Below are 22,010 nucleotides of genomic sequence, written 5' to 3'. Positions count from 1 at the left end.
CTCCGTATTCAGTTGTTGTGTATGCGCGGGGCGGATCAGCCGAAGCGGCCCGTGATGTAATCCTGCGTTTCCTTGCGGGCCGGATTCATGAAGATCTGGTCCGTTTCGCCGAATTCCACCAGCTCGCCCAGGTACATATAGGCCGTGTAGTCGGAGCAGCGCGCCGCCTGCTGCATATTGTGCGTCACGATGGCGATCGTGTAATCCTGTTTCAGTTCGCTGATCAGCTCTTCCACCTTCGAGGTGGAAATCGGATCCAGCGCCGAGGTCGGTTCATCGAGCAGCAAGACGTCCGGCTTGACGGCCACGCCGCGCGCGATGCACAAACGCTGCTGCTGGCCGCCCGACAGCGACAGGCCGCTCTTGCTCAGCTTATCCTTGACTTCGCCCCACAGCGCGGCCTTTTTCAGGGCCCACTCGACGCGCTCGTCCATCTCGCCCTTCGACAGGTCTTCATACAGGCGCACGCCGAAAGCGATGTTGTCGTACACGGACATGGGGAACGGCGTCGGCTTCTGGAACACCATGCCGACCTTGGCGCGCAGCATGTTGACGTCCTGGTCGGCGTCGAGCACGTTGCGGCCGCGGTACAGGATCGAGCCTTCCGCGCGCTGGCCCGGGTACAGGTCGTACATGCGGTTCAGGGTGCGCAGCAGGGTTGATTTACCGCAACCGGACGGGCCGATGAAAGCGGTAACCTTCTTTTCGTGGATGTCCAGGTTGACGTTATGCAAGCTTTGCGTTTTGCCGTAAAAAAAGTTCAGGCCCGAAATTTCGATGGTTTTTTTCTTTGGTGCCAGGTCTTGTGCTGGATTCATTTGCGTATTCATATGGGTTCGCTTCGCTCGGTATCTGTTTAATTAGGGACTTTTTGGCTGAACACGGTGCGCGACAGGATATTCAAGGCCAGCACGCTGAAGGTGATCAGCAGTGCGCCGCCCCAGGCCAGCGAGCGCCAGTTGTCGTACGGGCTCATCGCAAACGATGCGATGACGGACGGCAAGTTGGCCATCGGCGCATTCATGTTAAAGCTTTGGAACTGGTTATTCAGGGCCGTGAACAGCAGCGGTGCCGTTTCGCCGGCGATGCGGGCCAATGCCAGCAGTACGCCGGTGATGACACCCGCCTTGACGGCGCGCAAGCGCACGAGTGTCGCCACCTTCCAGCGCGGCGCACCGAGGGCAAATGCGGCTTCCAGCAGGCTGTTCGGCACCAGACGCAGCATATTGTCCGTCGTGCGCACCACCACCGGCACGGCGATCAGCGACAGGGCGATGGCGCCAGCGTAACCGGAGAAGTGTTTCACGTGCGCCACGTACAGCGCATACACGAACAGGCCGATGACGATCGATGGCGCCGACAGCATGATGTCGGTCACGAAGCGCGTCACTTGCGCCAGCTTGTTTTCTTCGCCGTATTCGGCCAGGTAGATGCCGGCCAGGATGCCGATCGGGGTGCTGACGACTGTTGCCAGGCCCACCATCAGGGCGCTGCCGACGATGGCATTGATCAGACCGCCGCCTTCGCTGCCGGGGGCCGGCGTCGTTTGCGTGAACAGGTCGACGGACAGGGCGCCGAAACCCTTGATCACCAGGGTGAACAGGATCCACACGAGCACGGCCAGGCCCAGGGCCATGGCGGCCACCGACAGGGCGATGCCGACGCGGTGCATCAGCAGGCGCTTGCGGTAGACGGGGTTCATGGCCGGCTTGGCCGGAACGTCGAGAGTGCTTACTTGGCTCATTTCGTGCCTTCCTTGCGGGACATGCCAGCCAGCATCAGCTTGGCGGCGGATAAGACGATAAAGGTGATGACAAACAGGATCAGGGCCAGCGAGAACAGCGAGGACACGTGCAGCGCCGATTGCGCTTCGCCAAATTCGTTCGCCAGCAAGGAGGTGATGCTGTTACCAGCGGCAAACAGCGACCACGACAGCTTGTTCGCGTTGCCGATGACGAAGGTGACGGCCATGGTCTCGCCCAGCGCGCGGCCCAGGCCCAGCATGACGCCGCCGACGACGCCGGTCTTGGTGTAAGGCAAGACAATCTTGCGCACCACTTCCCAACGCGTGCAGCCGAGGCCGTATGCGGATTCCTTCAGCACGGCAGGGACGATTTCGAACACGTCGCGCATCACGGAAGCGATGAAGGGGATGATCATGATGGCCAGCACCAGGCCGGCCGTCAGCAAGCCGATGCCCATCATGGGGCCGCTGAACAGCTGGCCGATGACGGGTACGTTGCCGAGGGTGGCTTTCAGCAGGGGCTGGACGTGGTCTGCAAACAGGGGGGCGAAGACGAACAGGCCCCAGATGCCGTAGATGATCGATGGCACGCCGGCCAGCAGCTCGACAGCCGTGCCCAGCGGGCGGCGCAGCCAGGCCGGGCAAATTTCAGTGAGGAACAGGGCGATGCCGAAGCTGACGGGAAAGGCGATCAGCAAGGCGATGACGGACGTCACCAGGGTGCCGATGATGGGGATCAGGGCGCCGTACTGGTCATTGACGGGGTCCCATTCCGCGGACACGATGAAATGCAGGCCGAAGGTCTGGAAGGCCGGTATCGATTCCATGATCAGCGAAATGATGATGCCGACCAGGACGATCAACACCGACAGGGCGAACAGCATCGTCACCTTGTGGAACAGAAAATCCTGGATGCGCTGCTTGCGCATGGTGGAAAGCATTTGCGCGTGACTGATGGAATCGGTCATGGTGCCGCCTGGCATGGGGATCGTGGAGGAGGTAGATTGTGCGCTCATATTGTGCCAGATGTGGGTGGTACTGCCGGTACTACTGTTTGCAGATACTGCTGTTGTTAACTCTTGTTTTATTGTTGCTTCTTAGCCAGGACCGTCTGCAAGGGCTTGCGGGCGGTCCTGGCTAACTCCCTGCCCCGCCGCCGTGCTGCTGGCGGGGACAAGGACATTCTTGCTTGAATAAACCGTAGCGAGCGGCAACTAGTTGTGGCTGAGAAGCGGAGCTGTGCTTTAGCTCAGTGAGCATCGCAGGCCGCAAATAGCGCCGCGCAGTAGGTTTATTAGTAGATCGACTTGCCCGATGCATCTTTCAGGTTGGCTTTCCACGATTCCTGCACCAGTTTCACGACCGATGCCGGCATCGGCACGTAGTCCAGTTCGACGGCAGCAGGGCCGCCGTTCTTGTAGGCCCAGTCGAAGAATTTCAGGACTTCTTTTGCCTTGGCTGCGTCAGCCTGGACTTTGTGCATCAGGATGAACGACACGCCGGTGATCGGCCAGCTGTTCTTGCCAGCCTGGTCGGTCAGAACCACGCCGAAGCCTGGAGTTTGCGTCCAAGGAGCCGAAGCGGCTGCTGCCTTGAAGTTTTCGTCGTCAGGCTGCAGGAAGTTGCCGTCCTTGTTTTGCAGCTGGGTGTGCGACATCTTGTTTTTCTTGGCGTAAGCCCACTCGACGTAGCCGATCGAACCCTTGATACGCTGCACGTTGGCGGCGACGCCTTCGTTACCCTTGCCGCCCACGCCCACGGCCCATTTCACAGCCGAGCCAGCACCGATTTTCGATTTGAATTCCGGGTTGGTTTTCGACAGGAAGTCGGTGAACAGGAACGAGGTGCCCGAACCGTCGGCGCGGTGTACCACGGTAATTTCCGTGTCCGGCAGCTTGACGCCCGTGTTCAGTGCGGCGATTTCCGGCGCGCTCCACTTGGTGATCTTGCCCAGGTAGATGTCGCCAACGACTTTACCCGTCATTTTCAGCTGGCCTGGGGTTACGCCGTCCAGGTTGACGATGGTGACCACGCCGCCCATGATGGCCGGAAACTGCATCAGGCCCGCTTCTTCCAGCTCTTCTGCCTTCAAAGGCATGTCCGAGGCGCCGAATTCAACAGTCTTGGCCTTGATTTGCTTGATGCCGGCGCCGGAACCGACGGACTGGTAGTTCAGGCCGTTGCCGGTGTTGGCTTTGTACGTCTCAGCCCATTTGGCGTAGATCGGGTACGGGAAGGTTGCGCCAGCACCTGTCATATCTGCCGCCATGACGGAAGCGGAAGAAAATGCCATCGCTGCCGAAGCACCCACGACGATAAATTTGAACATTTGCTTCATTTGCATATCAAGTCCTCAGGGTTGTTAGGGCTCAAAGTCCCGGTTGAATGCTGCGCAGTCTAGCAAGCGAATATGACAGCTTTATGACATGGGTAAAAAATCCTGAAATAATTGGCTACGCCCCGAGAACACCCTTTTTCAGCATGAAAAATGACAGGGCGGGCGACGCTTTATGACAGCTTATGTCACGCTTACGTCATATTTCATGATTACACTCACAGCGCGTCATACATGATGAAATACGGCTAGAATTAACTATCTGCAAAGACAAAAGAATATGAAACCTGAACTGCACACGGAAGTGACCAAATCGGGCATCCTGCTTGACCGCGAGCTGTCGCAACTGACTTTCAACCGGCGCGTGATGGCCCAGGCGGAAGACCCGAACATTCCGCTGCTCGAGCGCCTGCGCTACCTGTGCATCGTCAGCAGTAATATGGATGAGTTCTTCGAGGTGCGCGTGGCCAGTCTGCTGGCGGCCGGCAGCATCGGCGGTTCGCTGGCCGGCCACCCTGCCCTGGCGGCCAACCTGGAGCGCATCGGCAAGGAGTGTCATGCGCTGGTGGAACGCCAGTACGAGATATTAAATAACGACGTCTTGCCGGCCCTGCGCGAAGCGGGCGTGCATTTGCTGCGCGACAGCGACCGCAACGAAGCGCAGCGCGCCTGGGTCAAGCAATACTTCGACCGCGAAGTGCGTCCCCTGCTGACGCCGATCGGCCTCGACCCGGCCCACCCGTTCCCGCAAGTCGTCAACAAGAGTCTCAATTTCATCGTCTCGCTGAGCGGCAAGGATGCGTTCGGCCGCGGCACGGCGATCGCCATCGTCAAGGCGCCCCGCGTCTTGCCACGCGTCATCAAGCTGCCGGACGAGATTTCCGGCGACGGCGTGTCCTTCTGTTTATTGTCCTCGGTCATCCATGCGCATATCTCGGACCTGTTCGCCGGACGCGAAGTGATTGCCTATTCGCAATTCCGGGTCACGCGCGACAGCGACCTGTGGGTTGACGAGGATGAAGTCAAGAATCTGCGCCAGGCGTTAAAAGGCGAACTCGTGGGGCGCCAGTTCGGCACCTCCGTGCGCCTGGAAGTGGCGCGCAATTGCCCGCCAGAATTGTCGCAGTTCCTGCTCGACCAGTTTAATCTGGATCAAAGCCGCTTGTACCGCGTCAACGGCCCCGTGAATCTGGTGCGCCTGTCGGAAATGATCGACCACGTCAAGCAGCCCGAGCTGCGCTTCCCCCCGTTCTTCCCCGGCCTCGCGCATAAAGCCATCGGCAACGACATCTTTGCCGCCCTGACCAAGCACGACATCCTGCTGCACCACCCGTACCAGTCGTTCCAGACGGTCATCGACTTCATCCGCAGCGCCGCCTACGATCCATCCGTCGTCGCCATCAAGCAAACCATTTACCGCACGGGCATGAACTCGGACCTGATGGAATCCTTGATCACGGCGGCGAAGATGGGCAAGGAAGTGACCGTCATCGTGGAATTGATGGCGCGTTTCGACGAAGAAGCCAATATCAACTGGGCCGACAAGCTCGAACAAGCCGGCGCGCAAGTCGTGTACGGCGTCGTGGGCCTGAAAACCCATGCCAAGGTGGCGCTCGTCATCCGCCGCGAAGAAGGCTCCTTGCGCTTCTACGCCCACTTGGGTACCGGCAACTACCATCCCACGACAACCAAGCTGTACACGGACTTCGGCTTGCTGACGGCCAACCAGGACCTGGCCGTGGAAGTGAACGAAGTCTTCATCCACCTGACCAGCCTGACCAAGCCGCACAACCTGAACCATTTGTGGCTGGCGCCGTTCGGTCTGCAAAGCGAGATCATCAAGGCCATCCGCAACGAGGCGAAAATCGCCCGTTCGGGCCGTCGCGGGCGCATCATCGTGAAAGTCAACGCGCTGGTGGACGAATCCGTGATCCGCGCCCTGTATGCGGCCTCGACCGATGGCGTGAAGATCGACCTGATCGTGCGCGGCGCCTGCACCCTGAAGCCGGGCGTGCCGGGATTATCGGAAAACATCAAGGTGCGCTCCGTGATCGGGCGTTTCCTCGAGCATAGCCGTATTTACTACTTCCGCAACGACCTGGCGCACGATGTCTACCTGGCCAGCGCCGACTGGATGAGCCGCAACCTGTTCCGCAGGGTGGAAGTGGCCTTCCCCGTGCTGGACCGGGCGCTGAAGCGGCGCGTGATCGCCGAGGGCCTGAATCCGTATTTGAAGGATAATACAAATGCATGGGAACTGGAGCCGACGGGCCATTACGCGCGCCGCAAGCCGCGCGGCAAGCAAACGCCGTTCAGCGCCCAGCAGTATTTGATGCATACACTGGGCACGCCGGGCGCGGAGGTCGGCGAATAGGCAATTCTACACAGAGGAGCACAGCATGGATCTCATCTTGTGGCGACACGCAGAAGCCGAGCCGGGCGTCCCCGACCTCGAACGCGCCCTGACCGTCAAAGGCCAGAAACAGGCGCGCCGCATGGGCGAATGGCTGGCCTCGCAACTACCGGAAAATTGCCGTATCCTCGTCAGCCCCGCCCTGCGCACCCTGCAAACGGCGGAAGCGCTGGGGCGCAAGTTCAAGCTGATGCCGGAACTGGCGCCCGGCGCCGAGGCGGAGGATATCCTGAAGGCGGCCAACTGGCCCGGCGGCAAGGAAAGCGTGCTCATCGTCGGCCACCAGCCCACCCTGGGCCAGGCCGCCGCCCTGCTATTGACGGGTGAAGAGCAGGAATGGGAACTGCGCAAGGCCAGCGCGTGGTGGTTCTCGCAGCGCGAACCAGGCGACCCCATCAGTGTTTATCTGAAGGCGGTGATGGCGCATGATTTGGTGGTGAAATAAGGGTGGTGAAATAAGGGGGCTGAAGCAGAAAATGCGCAAAAAGTGCGCTGGGACAAATACTAGCAGGAATTACAACTCGGCGGCCTTGTAAAGCGCTGCCGATCTGCTAGAGTTTAATTGCATCAACTACGTGTTGGAGCGCTGCTCCGGCACATTGAGCAACCCAGCGGACAGCCGTCCAACGGCGGCTGAAAGACCATGTTAACCTTCGTCGTTTTTCTCTTCATCGCCATCTTCGCCGCCATCATCGGCTTCGTCGCCTTTGAACTGATCGAAGAAATGCGCGGCAGTCACCACAAGCTGATGGATCGCTACCACGAGTAGTGCTCACCTCGGCAATATCGCATGGCGCCAGCGACGGCCTACAGGCCCGTCCCTCGCGCCATCCTTGTTTTTACACTCCCGTTTTACACTCCCGTCTTGAACTTCGTATAGATACGCGTCATCAAGCGGCGGATATCGGCCGTGGTCGCTTCCGGTGCGGCCATGCGCTGCTTGTCGGCGTCCGACAGGAAGATAGCCTTGTTTTCACCGATGTCCTTGCGCACATATTTGATGCTGGCCGGATTCGGATTCGCGTAGAACACCTTATTGCTCAGGCTGGCATGCACTTGCGGGCGCAAAATATAGTTGATGAACAGGTGCGCGTTGCTCGGATGCGGCGCGTCGGCCGGGATGGCCATGGTGTCGAACATCAGGGCGGCCGTCTTCGGCACCAGCACCTGGATCACATTGCCGTTTTTCGCATCGATGGCGCGCTGGCGCGCGATATTGATGTCGCCCGACCAGCCCAGCGCGACGCAGACGGAACCGTTGGCCATGTCATTGATGTAGCCGGATGAACTGAACAGGGTCACGTAGGGACGGATCGCCTGCAGCACCTTGCCCGCTTCCTGGTAATCGGCGGCCGCTTTCGAGTAAGCGGGCTTGCCCAGGTATTGCAGGGCGGCCGGCAGCACTTCCGACGGCGAATCGAGGAAGGACACGCCGCACGATTTCAGCTTCGCCGCGTATTTCGGGTCGAAGATCAGGTCCCAGGCGTTGTCCGGCATGGGCATGCCGCCCAGCGCGGCCTTGACCTTGTTGACGTTGATGCCCACCGTCGTGTAGCCCCACAACCAGTCGACCAGGTAATCGTTGTTCGGGTCGATCTTCGACAGCTTGGCCTGCAGGTTCTGGTCCAGGTTGCCCAAATTCGTCAGCTTGCTCTTGTCGAGCTTGCGCAACAGGCCCGCATCGATCTGCAGGCGCGCCCACTGGGCCGTCGGCACGACGATGTCGTAGCCTGACTTGCCCGCCACCAGTTTCGCATTGAGGATTTCGTTATTGTCGAAAACGTCGTAGCGTACCTTGATGCCCGTTTCCTTCTCAAAATTCTTGATCGTATCGTCGCCGATATAGTCCGACCAGTTATAGATGTTCAGAACCTTTTCTTCCTGAGCCTGAGCTTGGCCAGGCAAGGCCAATACGGCCGCCGCCAAGGCCAGTCCCACTCCAATGCGCCGCCCTGCTTGCCATGTGTTTGCCATCGTACCGCCTCCGGAATTAGTCAGAAAATAGTGACGATGATAGCAAGAAGGGCGGCATCAGGTCTAGCCTGATACCGCCCTGCTTTAGATTATGCCGATGTTAGCTTGCGCCAACACCCCACAGCGTAAAACTGGGGTCAGACCCGACGGGTCTGACCCCGGCCTTTGTTCGCCTTTGGGGTAAATTACACCTTGTCCAGCCCCACTTGCGCTCCCGTAAATACGAGGTTGCCGTTCTGGGCGTCGATGCGGATTTCGTCTTTCGGGCCGAACTTGCCTTCCAGAATCAGCTTCGACAGCGGATTTTCGATCTGCTGCTGGATCGCCCGCTTCAATGGACGGGCGCCATACACCGGGTCGTAGCCCGCTTCGGCGATCTGCTGCAAGGCCGCGTCCGTCAAGCTCAACGCCATGTCCATGCGCGCCAGGCGTTCTTCGAGGATCTTCAGCTGGATCTTCGCGATCGCGCCGATGTTCTTCTCGTCGAGGCCGTGGAACACGACGATTTCGTCGATACGGTTGACGAACTCGGGACGGAAGTGCGAACGTACCTCGGCCATCACGGCCAGCTTCACGACACCGGGATCATCGCTTTCCATGGCCTGGATTTTATGCGAACCCAGGTTCGAGGTCATGATGATGACGGTATTCTTGAAGTCCACCGTGCGGCCCTGGCCATCCGTCATGCGTCCGTCGTCGAGCACTTGCAGCAGCACGTTGAAGACGTCGGCATGCGCCTTTTCCACTTCGTCGAGCAGAATCACGCTGTACGGCTTGCGGCGCACGGCTTCCGTCAGGTAGCCGCCCTCGTCGTAGCCGACATAGCCGGGCGGCGCGCCGATCAGGCGGGCCACGGAATGCTTCTCCATGAACTCGCTCATGTCGATGCGGATCATCGATTCTTCCGTATCGAACAGGAAAGTGGCCAGCGCCTTGCTCAGCTCGGTCTTGCCGACGCCCGTCGGCCCCAGGAACATGAAGGAACCATATGGACGGTTCGGGTCGGAGAGGCCGGCGCGCGAGCGGCGGATGGCGTCAGCCACGGCCGTGATCGCTTCATCCTGGCCCACGACGCGCTCGTGCAGCTTCTCTTCGATGTGCAGCAGCTTGTCGCGCTCGCCCTGCATCATGCGCGACACGGGTATGCCCGTCGCGCGCGACACCACTTCGGCGATTTCCTCGGCGCCCACTTCCGTGCGCAGCAGTTTCGGCTGGTCAGGGTCGAGTTTCGGGATGCCGCTGTCAGCCTGCTTGAGCTGGGCTTCCAATTGCGGCAGCTTGCCGTATTGCAATTCCGACACTTTCTGCCAGTTGCTTTCGCGCGTGGCTTGCTCCATCTGCAGCTTGACTTGCTCGATCTCTTCCTTGATGTGCGTGCTGCCCTGCACCACGGCTTTTTCCGCCTTCAGGATTTCCTCGAAGTCGTTGTATTCGCGCTGCAGCTTGACGATCTCTTCCTCGATCAGGCCCAGGCGGCGCAACGACGCTTCATCCTTTTCCTTCTTGACGGCTTCGCGCTCGATCTTGAGCTGGATCAAACGGCGCTCCAGCTTGTCCATCACTTCCGGCTTCGAGTCGATCTCGATCTTGATCTTCGCCGCCGCTTCATCGATCAGGTCGATCGCCTTGTCGGGCAGGAAACGGTCCGTGATGTAGCGGTGCGACAGCTCGGCGGCGGCGATGATGGCCGCGTCCGTGATTTCCACCTTGTGGTGCAGCGCATATTTATCCTGCAAGCCGCGCAGGATGGCGATCGTCGCCTCCACGGTGGGCTCATCGACGAGCACCTTCTGGAAGCGGCGTTCCAGCGCGGCATCCTTCTCGATGTACTTGCGGTACTCGTCGAGCGTGGTCGCGCCCACGCAATGCAGCTCGCCGCGCGCCAGCGCCGGTTTCAGCATATTGCCGGCATCCATCGCGCCGTCGGCCTTGCCCGCGCCCACCATGGTGTGCATCTCGTCGATGAAGACGATGGTTTGCCCTTCATCCATGGCCAGTTCCTTCAGCACGGATTTCAGGCGCTCCTCGAATTCGCCGCGGAACTTGGCACCGGCAACCAGGGCGGCCATGTCCAGCGCCAGCACGCGCTTGCCTTTCAGCGATTCCGGCACTTCTCCATTGACGATGCGCTGCGCCAGGCCTTCGACGATGGCCGTCTTGCCCACGCCCGGCTCGCCGATCAGCACGGGATTGTTCTTGCTGCGGCGCTGCAGGATCTGGATGGTGCGGCGGATTTCATCGTCGCGGCCGATCACAGGGTCGAGCTTGCCCTTGCGCGCCCGCTCCGTCAGGTCCAAGGTGTATTTTTTCAAAGCTTCGCGCTGGCCTTCGGCCTCTTGCGAATCGACCTTGTTGCCGCCGCGCACAGCTTCGATGGCCGCTTCCAGGGCCTTGCGGGTCAGGCCGTTTTCGCGCGCCAGCTTGCCGCAGTCGGACTTGTCGTCCGTCATGGCCAGCAAGACCATTTCGCTGGACACGAACTGGTCGCCCGCCTTCTGCGATTCCTTGTCGGCCAGGTTCAGCAGAGCCACGAATTCGCGGCTGACCTGCACATCGCCGCCCGTGCCCGACACCTTCGGCAAGCGTTCGATCGAGGCGCCCAGGGCCTTCGACAGGCCGCCCACGTTGACGCCGGCCCGCTGCAACAGCGAGCGTGCGCCCCCGTCGTCCTGGTTCAACAGGGCCGTCAGCAGGTGGACTGGTTCGATATAGGGATTGTCGTTGCCCACGGCCAAGCTTTGCGCATCGGCCAGGGCTTCCTGTAATTTGGTAGTGAGTTTGTCTTGTCGCATGAAAAGCGCTCCCGGTTAATTAGTTGTTAACCAAATTGGGGTGAGGCAGTACTTTTCAAGCATACACAAAGCAGAAAACCGCTGCACTCGGGAAAATGCTAGCGTGCGCGGCAGATACAACTCAAATGGGGCTGGCTTTTACGGTCCACTTGTCCAGGGCCGTCTCGTCGCTGTCGCGCGCATCGACCCAGCGCGCCCCTTCCGGCGTGTCTTCCTTCTTCCAGAACGGCGCTTCCGTCTTCAGGTAGTCGATGATGAATTCGCAGGCGGCAAACGCCTCGCCCCGGTGGGCGGACGAGACCGCCACCAGCACGATCTGCTCCTGCGGCAGCAGGGGGCCCACGCGGTGGATCACCAGCGCGCCGGACAAGGGCCAGCGGCCCCGCGCCTGCTCGACGATGGCTTCGATGGACTTTTCCGTCATGCCCGGATAGTGCTCGAGCTCCATGGCGGCCACGTCCAGCCCCTCGTTCATGTCGCGCACCGTGCCGACAAAACCGACGACGGCGCCCACCTTGGGGTTGCCTGCACGCAATTGTGCGATTTCTTGACTCAAGTCAAAATCAGCTTGCTGGATGCGGACGCTGGTACTCATTTGGCATGTCCTCCGATACGGCGCAGCAGGGTTTCGATGCGGCTGGCCGTGCGCGCATCGGTGGCAGCGGCAATCGCGCACAGCTGCATCAGCTGCGACACTTGCGTAAGCGGCTTCTGGCCCGATTTCAGCGACGATTGCAGCACTTCCACCTGCATTTTCAGGCGGTCGCGGGCAAATTCGGCGCCGCTGTCGACGCCGGCGACGATTTCCAGGCGCAAGACCTCTTCGAGCAAGCGGGCCTGGTTGGCCTGCAATTGCTGCACGTAGGCGGCGGCGCCCTCGCCCAGCGCGGCCTGGGCGGCGGCAAAGCGCTGCTGCAGGCTGCGTTCGTACTGGGTGTCGAGCGGCGGCAAGGCGTTCCAGCGTTCGGACCAGGCGGCCGCATCCGCGCTGGCATCGCCCTCGACCAGGGCCGTTTCCAGCGCCTGCGCCAGGCGCAGCTTGTCGCGCAAGGCGTTGGCCTGGGCCGCGCCGGCCCGTTCGGCGATGGCGTCCGCTTGCGCCTGCACGCCGGCGACGGCCGCGTGGTAGCGCTGCTCGATCTTCGCTTCGCTGGCGCGCGGCACGGGGCCCGTGGCGTTCCAGGCGGCGCGCGTGTCGCGCAGCAAGTGGTTAATGAAGGCCGTGCGGCTCTTGTCGTCGCCCTCGGGCACGACGGCCGTTTCCAGCGCGGCGCACAGCGCTTCGCGCGCATGCAGGTGTTCGCGGCGCTCGTGGTCGGCCGCGTGGGCCGTTTCCTTGCGCCTGGCGAAGATATCGTCGCAGGCGGCGCGGAAACGCTGCCACAGCGCCTGCTCCGCGCGGCGTTCCAGCGGCAAGGCTTTCGCCAGTTCCTGCCATTTGTCCTGCAAAGCTTTCAGCATGTCGACCGTGTTGCGCTCCGATGGCTTGAGCAGACCCACTTCGACGATCAATTGCTCGCGGCGCGCCGTCTCGATCTGGCGCTGGGTGTCCAGCGGCTTCGACAGGGCGTCCAGCGCGGCGCCGAATTCCGCATCCAGGCGTTTCTTTTCCTTGCGGTCGATGGTGCCCAGGCGCGTCCAGGCCTGGCGCAGGCGTTGCGAGGCGGAGGCGACATGTTTCCAGTCGGTACTTTCTTCGGCCGCCAGGGCCGCTGTTTCCGCGATCAGTTCCTGGGCCTTGGCCGCATTGCCGTGGCGCTCTTCGGCCAATTGCTTGAAATGCTGGGCCGCCGGCGCATACGCGAGGCTGCAGGCGGCGTCGAAACGCTCCCACAGGGACTTCGGCGCCGGGCCGGACAAGGTATCGAGCGACTTCCAGCGTTCGCGCAGGCTGCCCACTTTCTTGGCCAGCTCGGCCATCGGGAGTTCCTGCGCCGGCAATTCCTCGCCCGCCTTGACCAATTCCTCGCGCGACACATTGCCGCCCCAGCGCGCCCAGTCGGCCAGACGCTTGAATTCTCCCCGCACATGGGCCAGACGGTCCGCTTGCGCAGGCGTCAAACGGCCGTGCTTGCTATCGCGCAATGTCTTGTCATGCTCGGAAGCCACGTGCAGCAAGCCATCCTGCAGGGCCGCCTCCAGGGCGTCGAGCGTCTTGAAGAACTGTTCCGTCGCTTCCTTCGAGACGGGCGCGTGCTCCTGGCGCGGCTTGCGCAGTACAGGTATAGGCTCGGCATGGCCCGCTGCGGCCTCTGGCGCTGCCGCCTGCACGGGCGCCGGCGCGCTGGCCAGCACGGCCGCAAATTGCTGCTGCAAGCTGTCGGACAAGGGCGACTCTGGCAGGCGCGGCAAGGCTTGCCATGCGCGCTTCAGGGTATCCACGTCGAGCGTGGCGGCGTCCTGCGCCTGCCATTCGGCCAGAGCAAGCTGGCGCGCGTCGAACACGGCCTGGTGTTGCTGCAGGGCTTGCAGGGCGGACTGCGCCTGCTCGCGCGCCTGGATGAAGTCGCTTTCCAGGTGTTTCGGCAAGGAGCCGCGCTCGGGCGATTGCGCATGCTGCGCATGTTCCCCGTCCAGGCGGGCCAGCGCCTGCGCCAGCTCGCCGGCGGACTGGCCATTGCTGGCCAGCGCGCGCGCAGCGGCGACGGCGTCGATCACGGCGCGCTGCAGCACCACTTGCGCTTCCAGGCGGGCGGCCAGCGCGGCACGCGCGGCGGCAAAGGCGGTCGCCAGTTCCGGCGTGGCCTTGATGACTTGCCATTGGCGGTCCAGCTCGGCTACCTGATTCGGACTGAGCTTCTCATCGTTCAACAGGCGCTGGGCCGTGTCGAGGCTGGCCTGGGCGCGTTGCGTCTCGGCAGCCTGATGACGGATCAGGTCGATGCGGCCCTGCATCAGCTTGGCCACGCGGCGGTCCGTGTTGCGCATGGCGTGATGGACTTTTTCCAGCAGAGGCAAGGCGTGGACGTGTTCGGCCGCGATCAGACGGGCATCGGCAAATTCGCTGGACACGATGAATTCAAAGGCGGCAGCCTCGTCGCCAGCCACGGCATGGGCACGCGCCACCTGTTCGGCGCGGCGCGATGCGCTCTGCGCCGAGGCGGCGGCCTGTTCTGCCACGACAGGGTCGGGTACGGCAGTCTTGCTGGCAGAACGCTTGAAGAGAAATTCGAACATGACGGGTTTCGCGTGGATCAAAACCACCATCATAACAAAGCCCGGGGTATTGCATCGGACAGGACTGAACAAGTTATCAAATGAATAAAGCGAATCTTTTTCCTCTATTTTTTCCTATGACAGCTCGCCAGCCACCATACCCAAAGTGCCTGCAGCAGACTCCGCTTGTCGGGGTGTGCGCTCGCTACCCGTTCAAGCCTGCGCACGCAGCGGCTGTGCCGCCACCGGCAACGCGGACGCGGCGCCATCGGCTGCCGTTTCAGCGCCGCCGGTTGCCGGCAAAGGCGCTGGCAAAACAAAGGGCAGCACCTGCGCCTTGCCACGGCGCGCTTCCTGCGCGCGTGCATCGTGGGCGAGGAACTGGTAGGCGATGGCAAACCACGCTTCGCCGACGATGACCTTGCGCGCCAGCGCGAACAGCTCGCGTTCTTCCTTTTCCAGGCGCTGCAGCAAGGCCGCGCAAAAGGCGTCGATGGCGGCGCACAGCTGCTCGGCTTGCAATTCGGAATGGTCAATGGCGGCACCCGCGCGCTGCTGCACGACATTGATGCTTTCCAGCGCCGCGTGGTTCAAGCCGTTCAACTCGTCCAGCAAGCCGTCGGCATGCGGCGCGGCCTGGCGGATGGCGGGAATCAGGTACATCTCCACCTTGCGCCAATAGCTTCCCTGGTACAGCCGGTTCAGCCAGTCACCCGTGTACTGCAGTTGCGCCAAACTGAGCCTGCTTTGCTGGCGCAGCTGCACCTGCATGTATTTCTGAAAAGCTAACAAGCTCATGCGGATGCTGGCCTGTTCCACCGACAGGGAAACCAATATATATGTTGCAGTAAGCATGCACTCACTCCCGAAAACGCGCTGGATATGTCATCCTGGAAGTGAAAGTGTAAAGACTACCGACAGGGGCCGGTTTGATCCTGCACAAACCCGCGGCGAGCCCGCTGCGCTTTTTTCAGGGCGCGCGCAGGCCGATATGCAGGTTGACGACGCCAGGCTCTTCCGATGGCGTGACCTCGCCGCCAAAGCTTTTCACCAGCCGCTGCATGCCCTTGTTGCGCGCCATCGCCTCGCCCACCAGCGCTTCCGTGCCCCGGCTGCGGAAATAGTCGACCAGCTTCTCGAACAGGATGTGTCCCAGTCCCTTGCCTTTCAGGGCCGAACGCACGGCGATGGCGAAATCGGCGTGGATATTGTCCGGATCGGCCACGGCGCGCACCACGCCCAGGGTTTCCGGCTTGCCATCCGGGCCCGTGTGCGTGGCGATGAAGGCCATGGCACGGTCGTAATCGATCTGCGTCAGGCGCGCCAGCTGCGACACGGGCAGCTCGCGCATGGAGGTGAAAAAGCGCAGGCGCACGTCGTCCGGGTCCAGCGCGTGGAACAGGTCCATGTGCTGCGGCGCGTCCTCGGGGCGGATGGGGCGCAGCAGAATCGATTGCCCCATCCACATCACCTGCTCTTCCAGCTCCTGCGGATACGGGCGGATGGCCAGGCGGTCGCGCTGCTGGCCCGGCTGCAGGCGGATGCGCGCGTCGAGGGCGATCACGCCGTCCGCATCGGCCACCAGCGGGTTGATGTCGAGTTCGGCCAGCTCGCCGATGTCTGCCACCAGCTCGGCCACCTGGATCAGGGTGTAGCAGATGGCGTCGATGTCGGCCGGCGGCTGGTTGCGGTAGCCGGCCAGCAGTTTTGAGACGCGCGTGCGCGCCAGCATGTCGCGCGCCAGCACCATGTTCAAGGGCGGCAGGCCGATGGCGTGGTCGGCCGTCACTTCCACGGCGATGCCGCCCTGCCCCACCAATATCACGGGGCCGAAGGCGGCGTCCGTCGTCACGCCGACGATCAATTCATGCGATTGCGGCCGGCGCGCCATCTGCTGCACCGTGAAGCCGTCGATCAGCGCGTCGGGACGCATGCGGCGCACGCGCTTGAGCATGGCGGCGGCGGCCGTGCGCAGGATGTCGGGCGTGTCCAGGTCGAGCGCCACGCCGCCCACGTCGGACTTGTGGGCGATGTCGGGCGAGTGGATTTTCAGCGCGACGGGATAGCCGATGTCCGCCGCCACGGCCAGCGCCGCTTCCACGTCGGCCGCCATGCGCGTGGTGGCGACGGGAATGCCGTAGGCGGCCAAAATCTCTTTCGAGCGGCACTCGCCCAGCACCGTCTGGCCGGCCGCCAGCGCGGCGGCGACGATTTCGCGCACGCGGGCGCGGCGCGGCGTGGCCGACATGGGCAGCTGCGCCGGCACCTGCATCAGGGTTTCCTGGTTGCGCCGGTACTGCACGATCTGCATGAAGCCATGCACGGCCTTTTCCGGCGTGTCGTAGGTGGGAATGCCGGCGCGATTAAAAACCTGGCGCGCGGGCGCCACGGTGGTGCCGCCCAGCAGGCACGACAGCACCGTGCGCGAGGTGGCCTTGATCAGCGGCGTGACGGCTTCGGCGATGTCGATCGACGAGACCATCGCTGTGGGCGCATGCAGCAGCAGCAAGGCGTCCGCCTGCGGCTCGTCGAGCAGGGGCTTGATGGCGTCGGCATAGCGCTGCACGGCCGCGTCGCCGGGCAAGCCGACGGGGTTGTCGTGCGACCAGCCGCGCGGCAGCGCCTTTTCCAGCGCGATGACGGTATCGGGCGACAGGTCGGCCAGCTTGCCGCCGCTGCCCACCAGGGCGTCGGTGGCCATCACGCCCAGGCCGCCGCCGTTGCACAGGATCGCCAGGCGCTCGCCGCGCTGCGAGCGGATGTGCGTGAGCGTTTCCACGGCGTCGAACAGCTCTTCGGCCGAGTACACGCGCAGCATGCCGGCGCGGCGGATGGCCGCGTCGTACACGGCGTCGGAACCGGCCAGCGCGCCCGTATGCCAGGCCGCCATGGCCGCGCCTTCCGCCTCGCGCCCCGCTTTCAGGACGATGACGGGCTTGCTGCGCGCGGCCGCCCGCGCCGCCGACATGAATTTGCGCGCCGCCTGGATGTCTTCCATGTACAGCAGGATGGCGGCCGTATCGATGTCGCCGGCCAGGTAGTCGAGCAGGTCGCCGAAATCGATGTCGTAGCTGGCACCGAGCGAAATGAACTTGGAAAAGCCCACGCCATGCGCGTTGGCCCAGTCGAGCACGCCCGACACCAGCGCCCCCGATTGCGAGACGAAGGCGATCTTGCCGCTCGTCGCGCCCACGTGGGCGAAGCTGGCGTTCAAGCCCAGTTTCGGCACCAGCAGCCCCATGCTGTTGGGTCCCAGGATGCGCAGCAAATGCGGTTTGGCCGCCTTCAGCATGGCCAGGCGCAGCGACTGCTCGCGCACGGGGTCGAGGCCGGACGTCATGACGATGGCCGCGCGCGTGCCCAGCGCACCCAGTTCGCGGATCAGGGCCGTGATGGTGGCGGGCGGCGTGCAGATGATGGCCAGGTCCGGCGCCTTCGGCAAGTGCGCCAGCTTGCGGTAGCATTTCAGGCCCATCAGCTCGTCGTACTTGGGATTGACGGGCCAAATCTCGCCTTGATAGCCGCCGCCCAGCAGGTTGTACAGGGCGATGGCGCCCAGCTTGCGTTCGCGCGCCGTGGCGCCGATCAGGGCCACCGAGGCCGGCTTGAACAGCTTGTCGAGATTACGGATACTCATGTTCTGGCCTCATGGATTGCCGGAGCGGGATTGCCGGAGCGACTACGCGCCAGTGTAAGGGATGCGTTGCCAAAAAAATTTGACCTTGCGATGCATTTCACGAAAAATCCGCGCGCGCCTACCAGCGCGAGCGGTGGCTTTCCGTCACCCCGGCCAGCTGCGCCACGATGCGCTTGGGAGAGTCCGCGCTGGTGCGCACCCAACCGCTGAAGGTGCCGATGGGCTGGATGTAGCGGCTGGCGGCGATCCACAGGTTTTTATCCTCGCGCCGCGCGCCTTCCGGCTTGAAGTGCAGGTCCAGCAGATCGTCGTCCGTCCATACGTGCCACGGCGCCAGCGGGTTGTCGGGATTGAAGTCGAAGTGCGCGCGGCCCAGCGGATACAGCTGGCCATCGAGCCACAGCGCATTTTCATGCGCGCCGAAATAGCCGGCCTGCAGGTTGAAACCCAGGTCCAGGCTGTGCGCCGAGGCCCAGCGCCATTCCGTTTCGCGCGCCAGCAAGCCATTCGAATAATCGAAGCTGGCCACGCCATCGTCCAGGCTGTAGCCCATGGCGCCGCAACGCACCGTGCCCCACAAGGGCAAGCCGCCCGACTTTTGCGTCGCGTGCACGCTGCCGCCCTCGCCCACGGGCCCCACGGCCAGCAAGGTGGGCGCCACGGGCGGGCCGAATTCCGCGTCGATGCCGAAATGGCCGCAATCGAGCCGCAATCGGTAGCGCTGCTGCGGCTGCGCCTCGATGGAGATCACTTGCGAGAGGAAGCGGAAACGGCTGCTGGCCCCCGCATGCGGCGCCACAGTGGCGCTCAAGCCCGGCACGCCATCCTGCGAAAAACTGGCCACGATCTTGCCCTTGTGGCGGTCGAAGGCATACGCGAAGGCCGTGCTGGTCCAGCCCAGGTCGACGATGGCCACGCCGCAGAACAGCGTGGGCGTGGACAGAGCCACGTAGTGCCAGCGCTTGTGGTGGAACAGCCGCCACAGGGCGCCGCGCGCGTGCGGCGGCGCCAGCGCGGCCCAGTCGAAGGCGTTCAATTGGCCCGTGTAGCGGCCAAAGCAGGGAACGCCATCGGCGTCGAGCAGCTGGAGAGGAGCCGGCGGCAGCATCATGCGGCCCGCCTTGCGGCAGCGCCGCCGTCGTGCAGGGCCTCGGCCAGCTGCACACCAAATAGCGCCGGCTGCGCTTGCGCAATATCAATGTCCGGACAGGCGTGCCACAGCGCCAGGCGCTGCACGGCGCCGGCCACGTCCTGCACCAGGCGGGCACTGAGGCGCACGCCGTCTTCCAGCGCCAGCGACTTGATCTCGAAGCGGCCCTGCGCGCGGTGCGCCTTGGCGTCCAGGCGGCCCACCAGCGCGCCGCGGCGCAGGATCGGCAGGGTGAAGTAGCCATACCGGCGTTTTTCAGCGGGCGTGTAGCATTCGAGCCGGTAGTCAAAGCCGAACAATTCCAGCGCGCGGCGCCGGTCCCAGACGACGGGATCGAACGGCGAGAGTATCGTCGTCAGGGTAGGCGCCAGCTTGCCGGCCGCCGCGTCGCGCAACAAGTCCCCATGCTCCGCATGCACGTATACGGCATCGCTCCAGCCATCGACCGTGCAGCGCAGCAGCGCGCCCTCGTCCACCAGCGCCTGCAGATCGTGCGCCAGGCTGGCGCGTGACTGTTTGGTGCGGAAATAATCGCTGATCCAGCCGGCCCGCGCCAGGCCCAGCGCCTTCACGCTGGCCAGCAGCAGGCGGCGGCGCACCTGCTCTTCGGGCGGCAGCAAGCCATCGTGCCAGCCCGGCAAAACGCGTTCGGCGAGGTCGTAATAGCGCTGGAACTGATGGCGCTTGGCGATCATCAGCACGCCCGACGTAAACAGGACTTCGAGCGAGCGCTTTTCCGGCTTCCAGCTCCACCAGCCGCCCGCCTGGCCATCCGTGCGCTCGAAGTCGGCCGAACGCGCGGCGCCGTTGGCGCGGATGTGTTCCAGCACCGAAGCGACGGCCTCGCCCTGCTCGGCCATCCATTTGACCGAGTATTTCCAGCCCATGGCGGCCGGATCGAGCATGCGGTGGCGGTACAGGCCATAGTCTTCGATGGGCACGAAGCAAGCCTCGTGCGCCCAGTACTCGAACAGCGCGCCCTCGGCCAGCAGCTGCTCCAGCCACGGCTGCGGATAGTCGCCCAGCCGGCTCCACAGCACCAGGTAGGGGCTGCGCGCCACCACGTGGATGGTATCGATCTGCAGCACGCCCATCCGGCGGATGGCCGCCAGCACGTCAGCCTTCACGGCTTTTTTACGCCGCGCCTGCAGCAAGCCCTGGGCGGCCAAGTGCAGGGCGCGCGCGGCGGCCAGCGAGAGCGGAGGGAGGTCGGGAGGCGTGGATAGGTCTGGACTGTGCATAACAGAAAGATACCGCATTCCGGACGCGCCTTGTGCGTTTTATCGCTATCGGATCGCGCAGCCGCTGCCCCCGCTACGTTGCGGGAAACACAAGCGTCACCGCCAGGCCCCGGCCCTGCAGTCCGGCGCCGAGGACGATCTGCGCGCCATGCCGCTCGGCGATGCGGCGCACGATGGACAGGCCCAGCCCGCTGCCGGGAACCTGGCTGCCGCCCAGACGCACAAAGCGCTCGAACACGCGCGCGTGCCATTGCTCGGCGATGCCCGGCCCCGTATCGGCCACGCGCAGGTAGCTGCGCCCCGCCTCCACGCCGCAGCTGATCTCGACGGCGCCCAGCGCCGGCGTATAGCGCAGCGCATTGTCGACCAGGTTGCGCAGCAATACCTGCAGGCTGTCCGCATGCAGCGCGCAGGGCGCCGGCGCAACGTTGACCGCCAGCGACAACGGGTACGGCGCGGCCAGCGCCTGCCACTGCGCGCCCTGCGCTGCCAGCACGTGCGCCAGGTCGCCCGGCGCCAGCGCCGTCTCTGCCTGCGACTGCGGATCGAGCTGCGCCAGCGCCAGCAACTGATTGACGAGGCGCGTGGCGCGCTCCACGCTGGCGCCCAGCGCGGCGATGAATTCCTCGCGTTCGTCCGCGCTGCGGGCCCGCTGCAGCACTTGCAGATTGGTCTTGATGGCGGCCAGCGGCGTGCGCAGCTCGTGCGCCGCATCGGCCGTGAAGCGCTGTTCGTTGTCTCGGCTGTGACGCACCCTGCCGAACAGGCGATTAATTTCCAGCAGCAGCGGATGCAGCTCCGAAGGCGCGCCGTACACATGCACGTCCGTCAGTTCATCGGGCGTGCGCGCCGACACTTCGTCGGCGGACGCCTGCAGCACGCGAAACACGCGGTGGATGCTCCACCAGATGGCGATGGTGGCCAGCGCCACGAGCAGCAGGCCGAACAGCGCGATGCGGTAAAAGAAGCCGCGGCTGATGTCGTCGCGGTGGCTGGTCGGTTCGGCCACCAGCAGCTGCAGGCTGCGCTGCGGATCCCACAGCGAAAACAGACGCCAGCGCTGGCCGGCTATGCTGGTCCACGACAGGCCGTCCGGCGCGCTGCGCGACAGGGCGATGTCGGACGCCGCGTCGTTGCGGTACAGGACGCGCTGCTGCGCATCGCGCACCTTGAACAGCAAATACTGGTGGGGATTCGGATGGCCGCGCAGCGGCAGGTCGATGGGCCCCGTCAAGGCATGCTCGCGCGCATCCTTTTCCACCAGCGACAGCAGCAAATGCCCCGTTTCGATCAGCGACTGGTCGAATAATTCCTGGCTTTCGCGTCGCGCTTCCACGTAGACGATGGCGGCGCTGCCCACCCACAGGGCCAAGGTAAGACCCAGCAGCACGGCCAGCAGGGTGCGCCGCAGCGACCAGCTTTTCACGCCGCCGCCAGCCGTTAAGAATCTCTTAAGAACTTCTGCGCAAGATCCGGAGCGAAATATTTTTTGGGAAGCCATGCCTGCAATTGTAAATGATTCTTATTGCTTTCATGATTCCCATTACCTAAACAATACAGACCAATAA

Annotated in this window: 16 protein-coding genes; 3 read left to right on the top strand and 13 right to left on the bottom strand. The window is 63.3% G+C overall.

The genetic code is table 11. The annotated features are described in order from the left end of the window. Nucleotides 1-35 precede the first annotated feature (35 nt). The 4 genes from pstB to pstS all read right to left on the bottom strand — a co-directional run bounded on the left by pstB (nt 36) and on the right by pstS (nt 4,088). The gene (gene pstB / locus BZG29_RS10725) at nt 36-830 is read right to left on the bottom strand and encodes a phosphate ABC transporter ATP-binding protein PstB (protein ID WP_029496304.1); all 795 of its coding nucleotides are present in this window, start codon (nt 828-830) and stop codon (nt 36-38) included. Nucleotides 831-856: 26 nt separating this feature from the next. Beyond that, a complete protein-coding gene (gene pstA / locus BZG29_RS10720) occupies nt 857-1,744 on the bottom strand; it encodes a phosphate ABC transporter permease PstA (protein WP_077402151.1) in 888 nt (295 codons plus the stop codon). Continuing rightward, the gene (pstC, locus tag BZG29_RS10715) at nt 1,741-2,712 is read right to left on the bottom strand and encodes a phosphate ABC transporter permease subunit PstC (protein WP_099664709.1); all 972 of its coding nucleotides are present in this window, start codon (nt 2,710-2,712) and stop codon (nt 1,741-1,743) included. Before pstC ends, pstA begins: the two co-directional genes overlap by 4 nt. A gap of 326 nt (nt 2,713-3,038) precedes the next feature. Continuing rightward, nucleotides 3,039-4,088, bottom strand: coding sequence for a phosphate ABC transporter substrate-binding protein PstS (gene pstS, locus BZG29_RS10710; protein WP_077402145.1), 1,050 nt, complete (start codon nt 4,086-4,088; stop codon nt 3,039-3,041). A gap of 271 nt (nt 4,089-4,359) precedes the next feature. On the opposite strand from pstS, the gene ppk1 reads away from it, so the two are divergent. From ppk1 to BZG29_RS28645, 3 genes are all read left to right on the top strand, one after another. Further along, nucleotides 4,360-6,453, top strand: coding sequence for a polyphosphate kinase 1 (gene ppk1 / locus BZG29_RS10705; RefSeq protein ID WP_077402142.1), 2,094 nt, complete (start codon nt 4,360-4,362; stop codon nt 6,451-6,453). A gap of 25 nt (nt 6,454-6,478) precedes the next feature. Continuing rightward, the gene (gene sixA / locus BZG29_RS10700) at nt 6,479-6,937 is read left to right on the top strand and encodes a phosphohistidine phosphatase SixA (protein ID WP_077402139.1); all 459 of its coding nucleotides are present in this window, start codon (nt 6,479-6,481) and stop codon (nt 6,935-6,937) included. 198 nt (nt 6,938-7,135) lie between these two features. Further along, entirely contained in the window at nt 7,136-7,261 is a 126-nt protein-coding gene (locus tag BZG29_RS28645; RefSeq protein WP_257218666.1) for a hypothetical protein, read from the top strand. Nucleotides 7,262-7,344: 83 nt separating this feature from the next. On the opposite strand, the gene BZG29_RS10695 is transcribed toward BZG29_RS28645, so the two are convergent. The 9 genes from BZG29_RS10695 to BZG29_RS10655 all read right to left on the bottom strand — a co-directional run bounded on the left by BZG29_RS10695 (nt 7,345) and on the right by BZG29_RS10655 (nt 21,868). Beyond that, nucleotides 7,345-8,466, bottom strand: a complete 1,122-nt coding sequence (locus BZG29_RS10695; RefSeq protein WP_077402136.1) for a polyamine ABC transporter substrate-binding protein — start codon at nt 8,464-8,466, stop codon at nt 7,345-7,347. Between the two features lie 185 nt (nt 8,467-8,651). Then, nucleotides 8,652-11,258 carry an ATP-dependent chaperone ClpB gene (gene clpB, locus BZG29_RS10690; RefSeq protein ID WP_077402133.1) on the bottom strand — a complete coding sequence of 869 codons (2,607 nt, stop codon included), beginning with the start codon at nt 11,256-11,258 and terminating at the stop codon, nt 8,652-8,654. A 121-nt stretch (nt 11,259-11,379) separates the two neighbouring features. Continuing rightward, the gene (moaE, locus tag BZG29_RS10685; protein ID WP_077402130.1) at nt 11,380-11,853 is read right to left on the bottom strand and encodes a molybdopterin synthase catalytic subunit MoaE; all 474 of its coding nucleotides are present in this window, start codon (nt 11,851-11,853) and stop codon (nt 11,380-11,382) included. Continuing rightward, a complete protein-coding gene (locus BZG29_RS10680; protein ID WP_077409052.1) occupies nt 11,850-14,435 on the bottom strand; it encodes a DUF349 domain-containing protein in 2,586 nt (861 codons plus the stop codon). Before BZG29_RS10680 ends, moaE begins: the two co-directional genes overlap by 4 nt. A 192-nt stretch (nt 14,436-14,627) precedes the next feature. Beyond that, nucleotides 14,628-15,269, bottom strand: coding sequence for a hypothetical protein (locus BZG29_RS10675; protein ID WP_150130860.1), 642 nt, complete (start codon nt 15,267-15,269; stop codon nt 14,628-14,630). Nucleotides 15,270-15,384: 115 nt separating this feature from the next. Then, on the bottom strand, nt 15,385-18,051 hold the full coding sequence (locus tag BZG29_RS10670) for a bifunctional acetate--CoA ligase family protein/GNAT family N-acetyltransferase (protein WP_171984975.1): 2,667 nt from the start codon (nt 18,049-18,051) through the stop codon (nt 15,385-15,387). 118 nt (nt 18,052-18,169) lie between these two features. After that, nucleotides 18,170-19,162, bottom strand: a complete 993-nt coding sequence (locus BZG29_RS10665) for a DUF2804 domain-containing protein (protein ID WP_077402124.1) — start codon at nt 19,160-19,162, stop codon at nt 18,170-18,172. After that, entirely contained in the window at nt 19,159-20,442 is a 1,284-nt protein-coding gene (locus BZG29_RS10660) for a crosslink repair DNA glycosylase YcaQ family protein (RefSeq protein WP_077402121.1), read from the bottom strand. Before BZG29_RS10660 ends, BZG29_RS10665 begins: the two co-directional genes overlap by 4 nt. Nucleotides 20,443-20,515: 73 nt before the next feature. Beyond that, the gene (locus tag BZG29_RS10655; protein WP_253192850.1) at nt 20,516-21,868 is read right to left on the bottom strand and encodes an ATP-binding protein; all 1,353 of its coding nucleotides are present in this window, start codon (nt 21,866-21,868) and stop codon (nt 20,516-20,518) included. Between the last annotated feature and the right edge of the window lie 142 nt (nt 21,869-22,010).

Origin of the sequence: Janthinobacterium sp. LM6 (genome assembly GCF_002002885.1) — a bacterium.
GTDB lineage: Bacteria > Pseudomonadota > Gammaproteobacteria > Burkholderiales > Burkholderiaceae_D > Janthinobacterium > Janthinobacterium kumbetense.
This window is presented reverse-complemented; position numbering and strand designations above follow the sequence as displayed.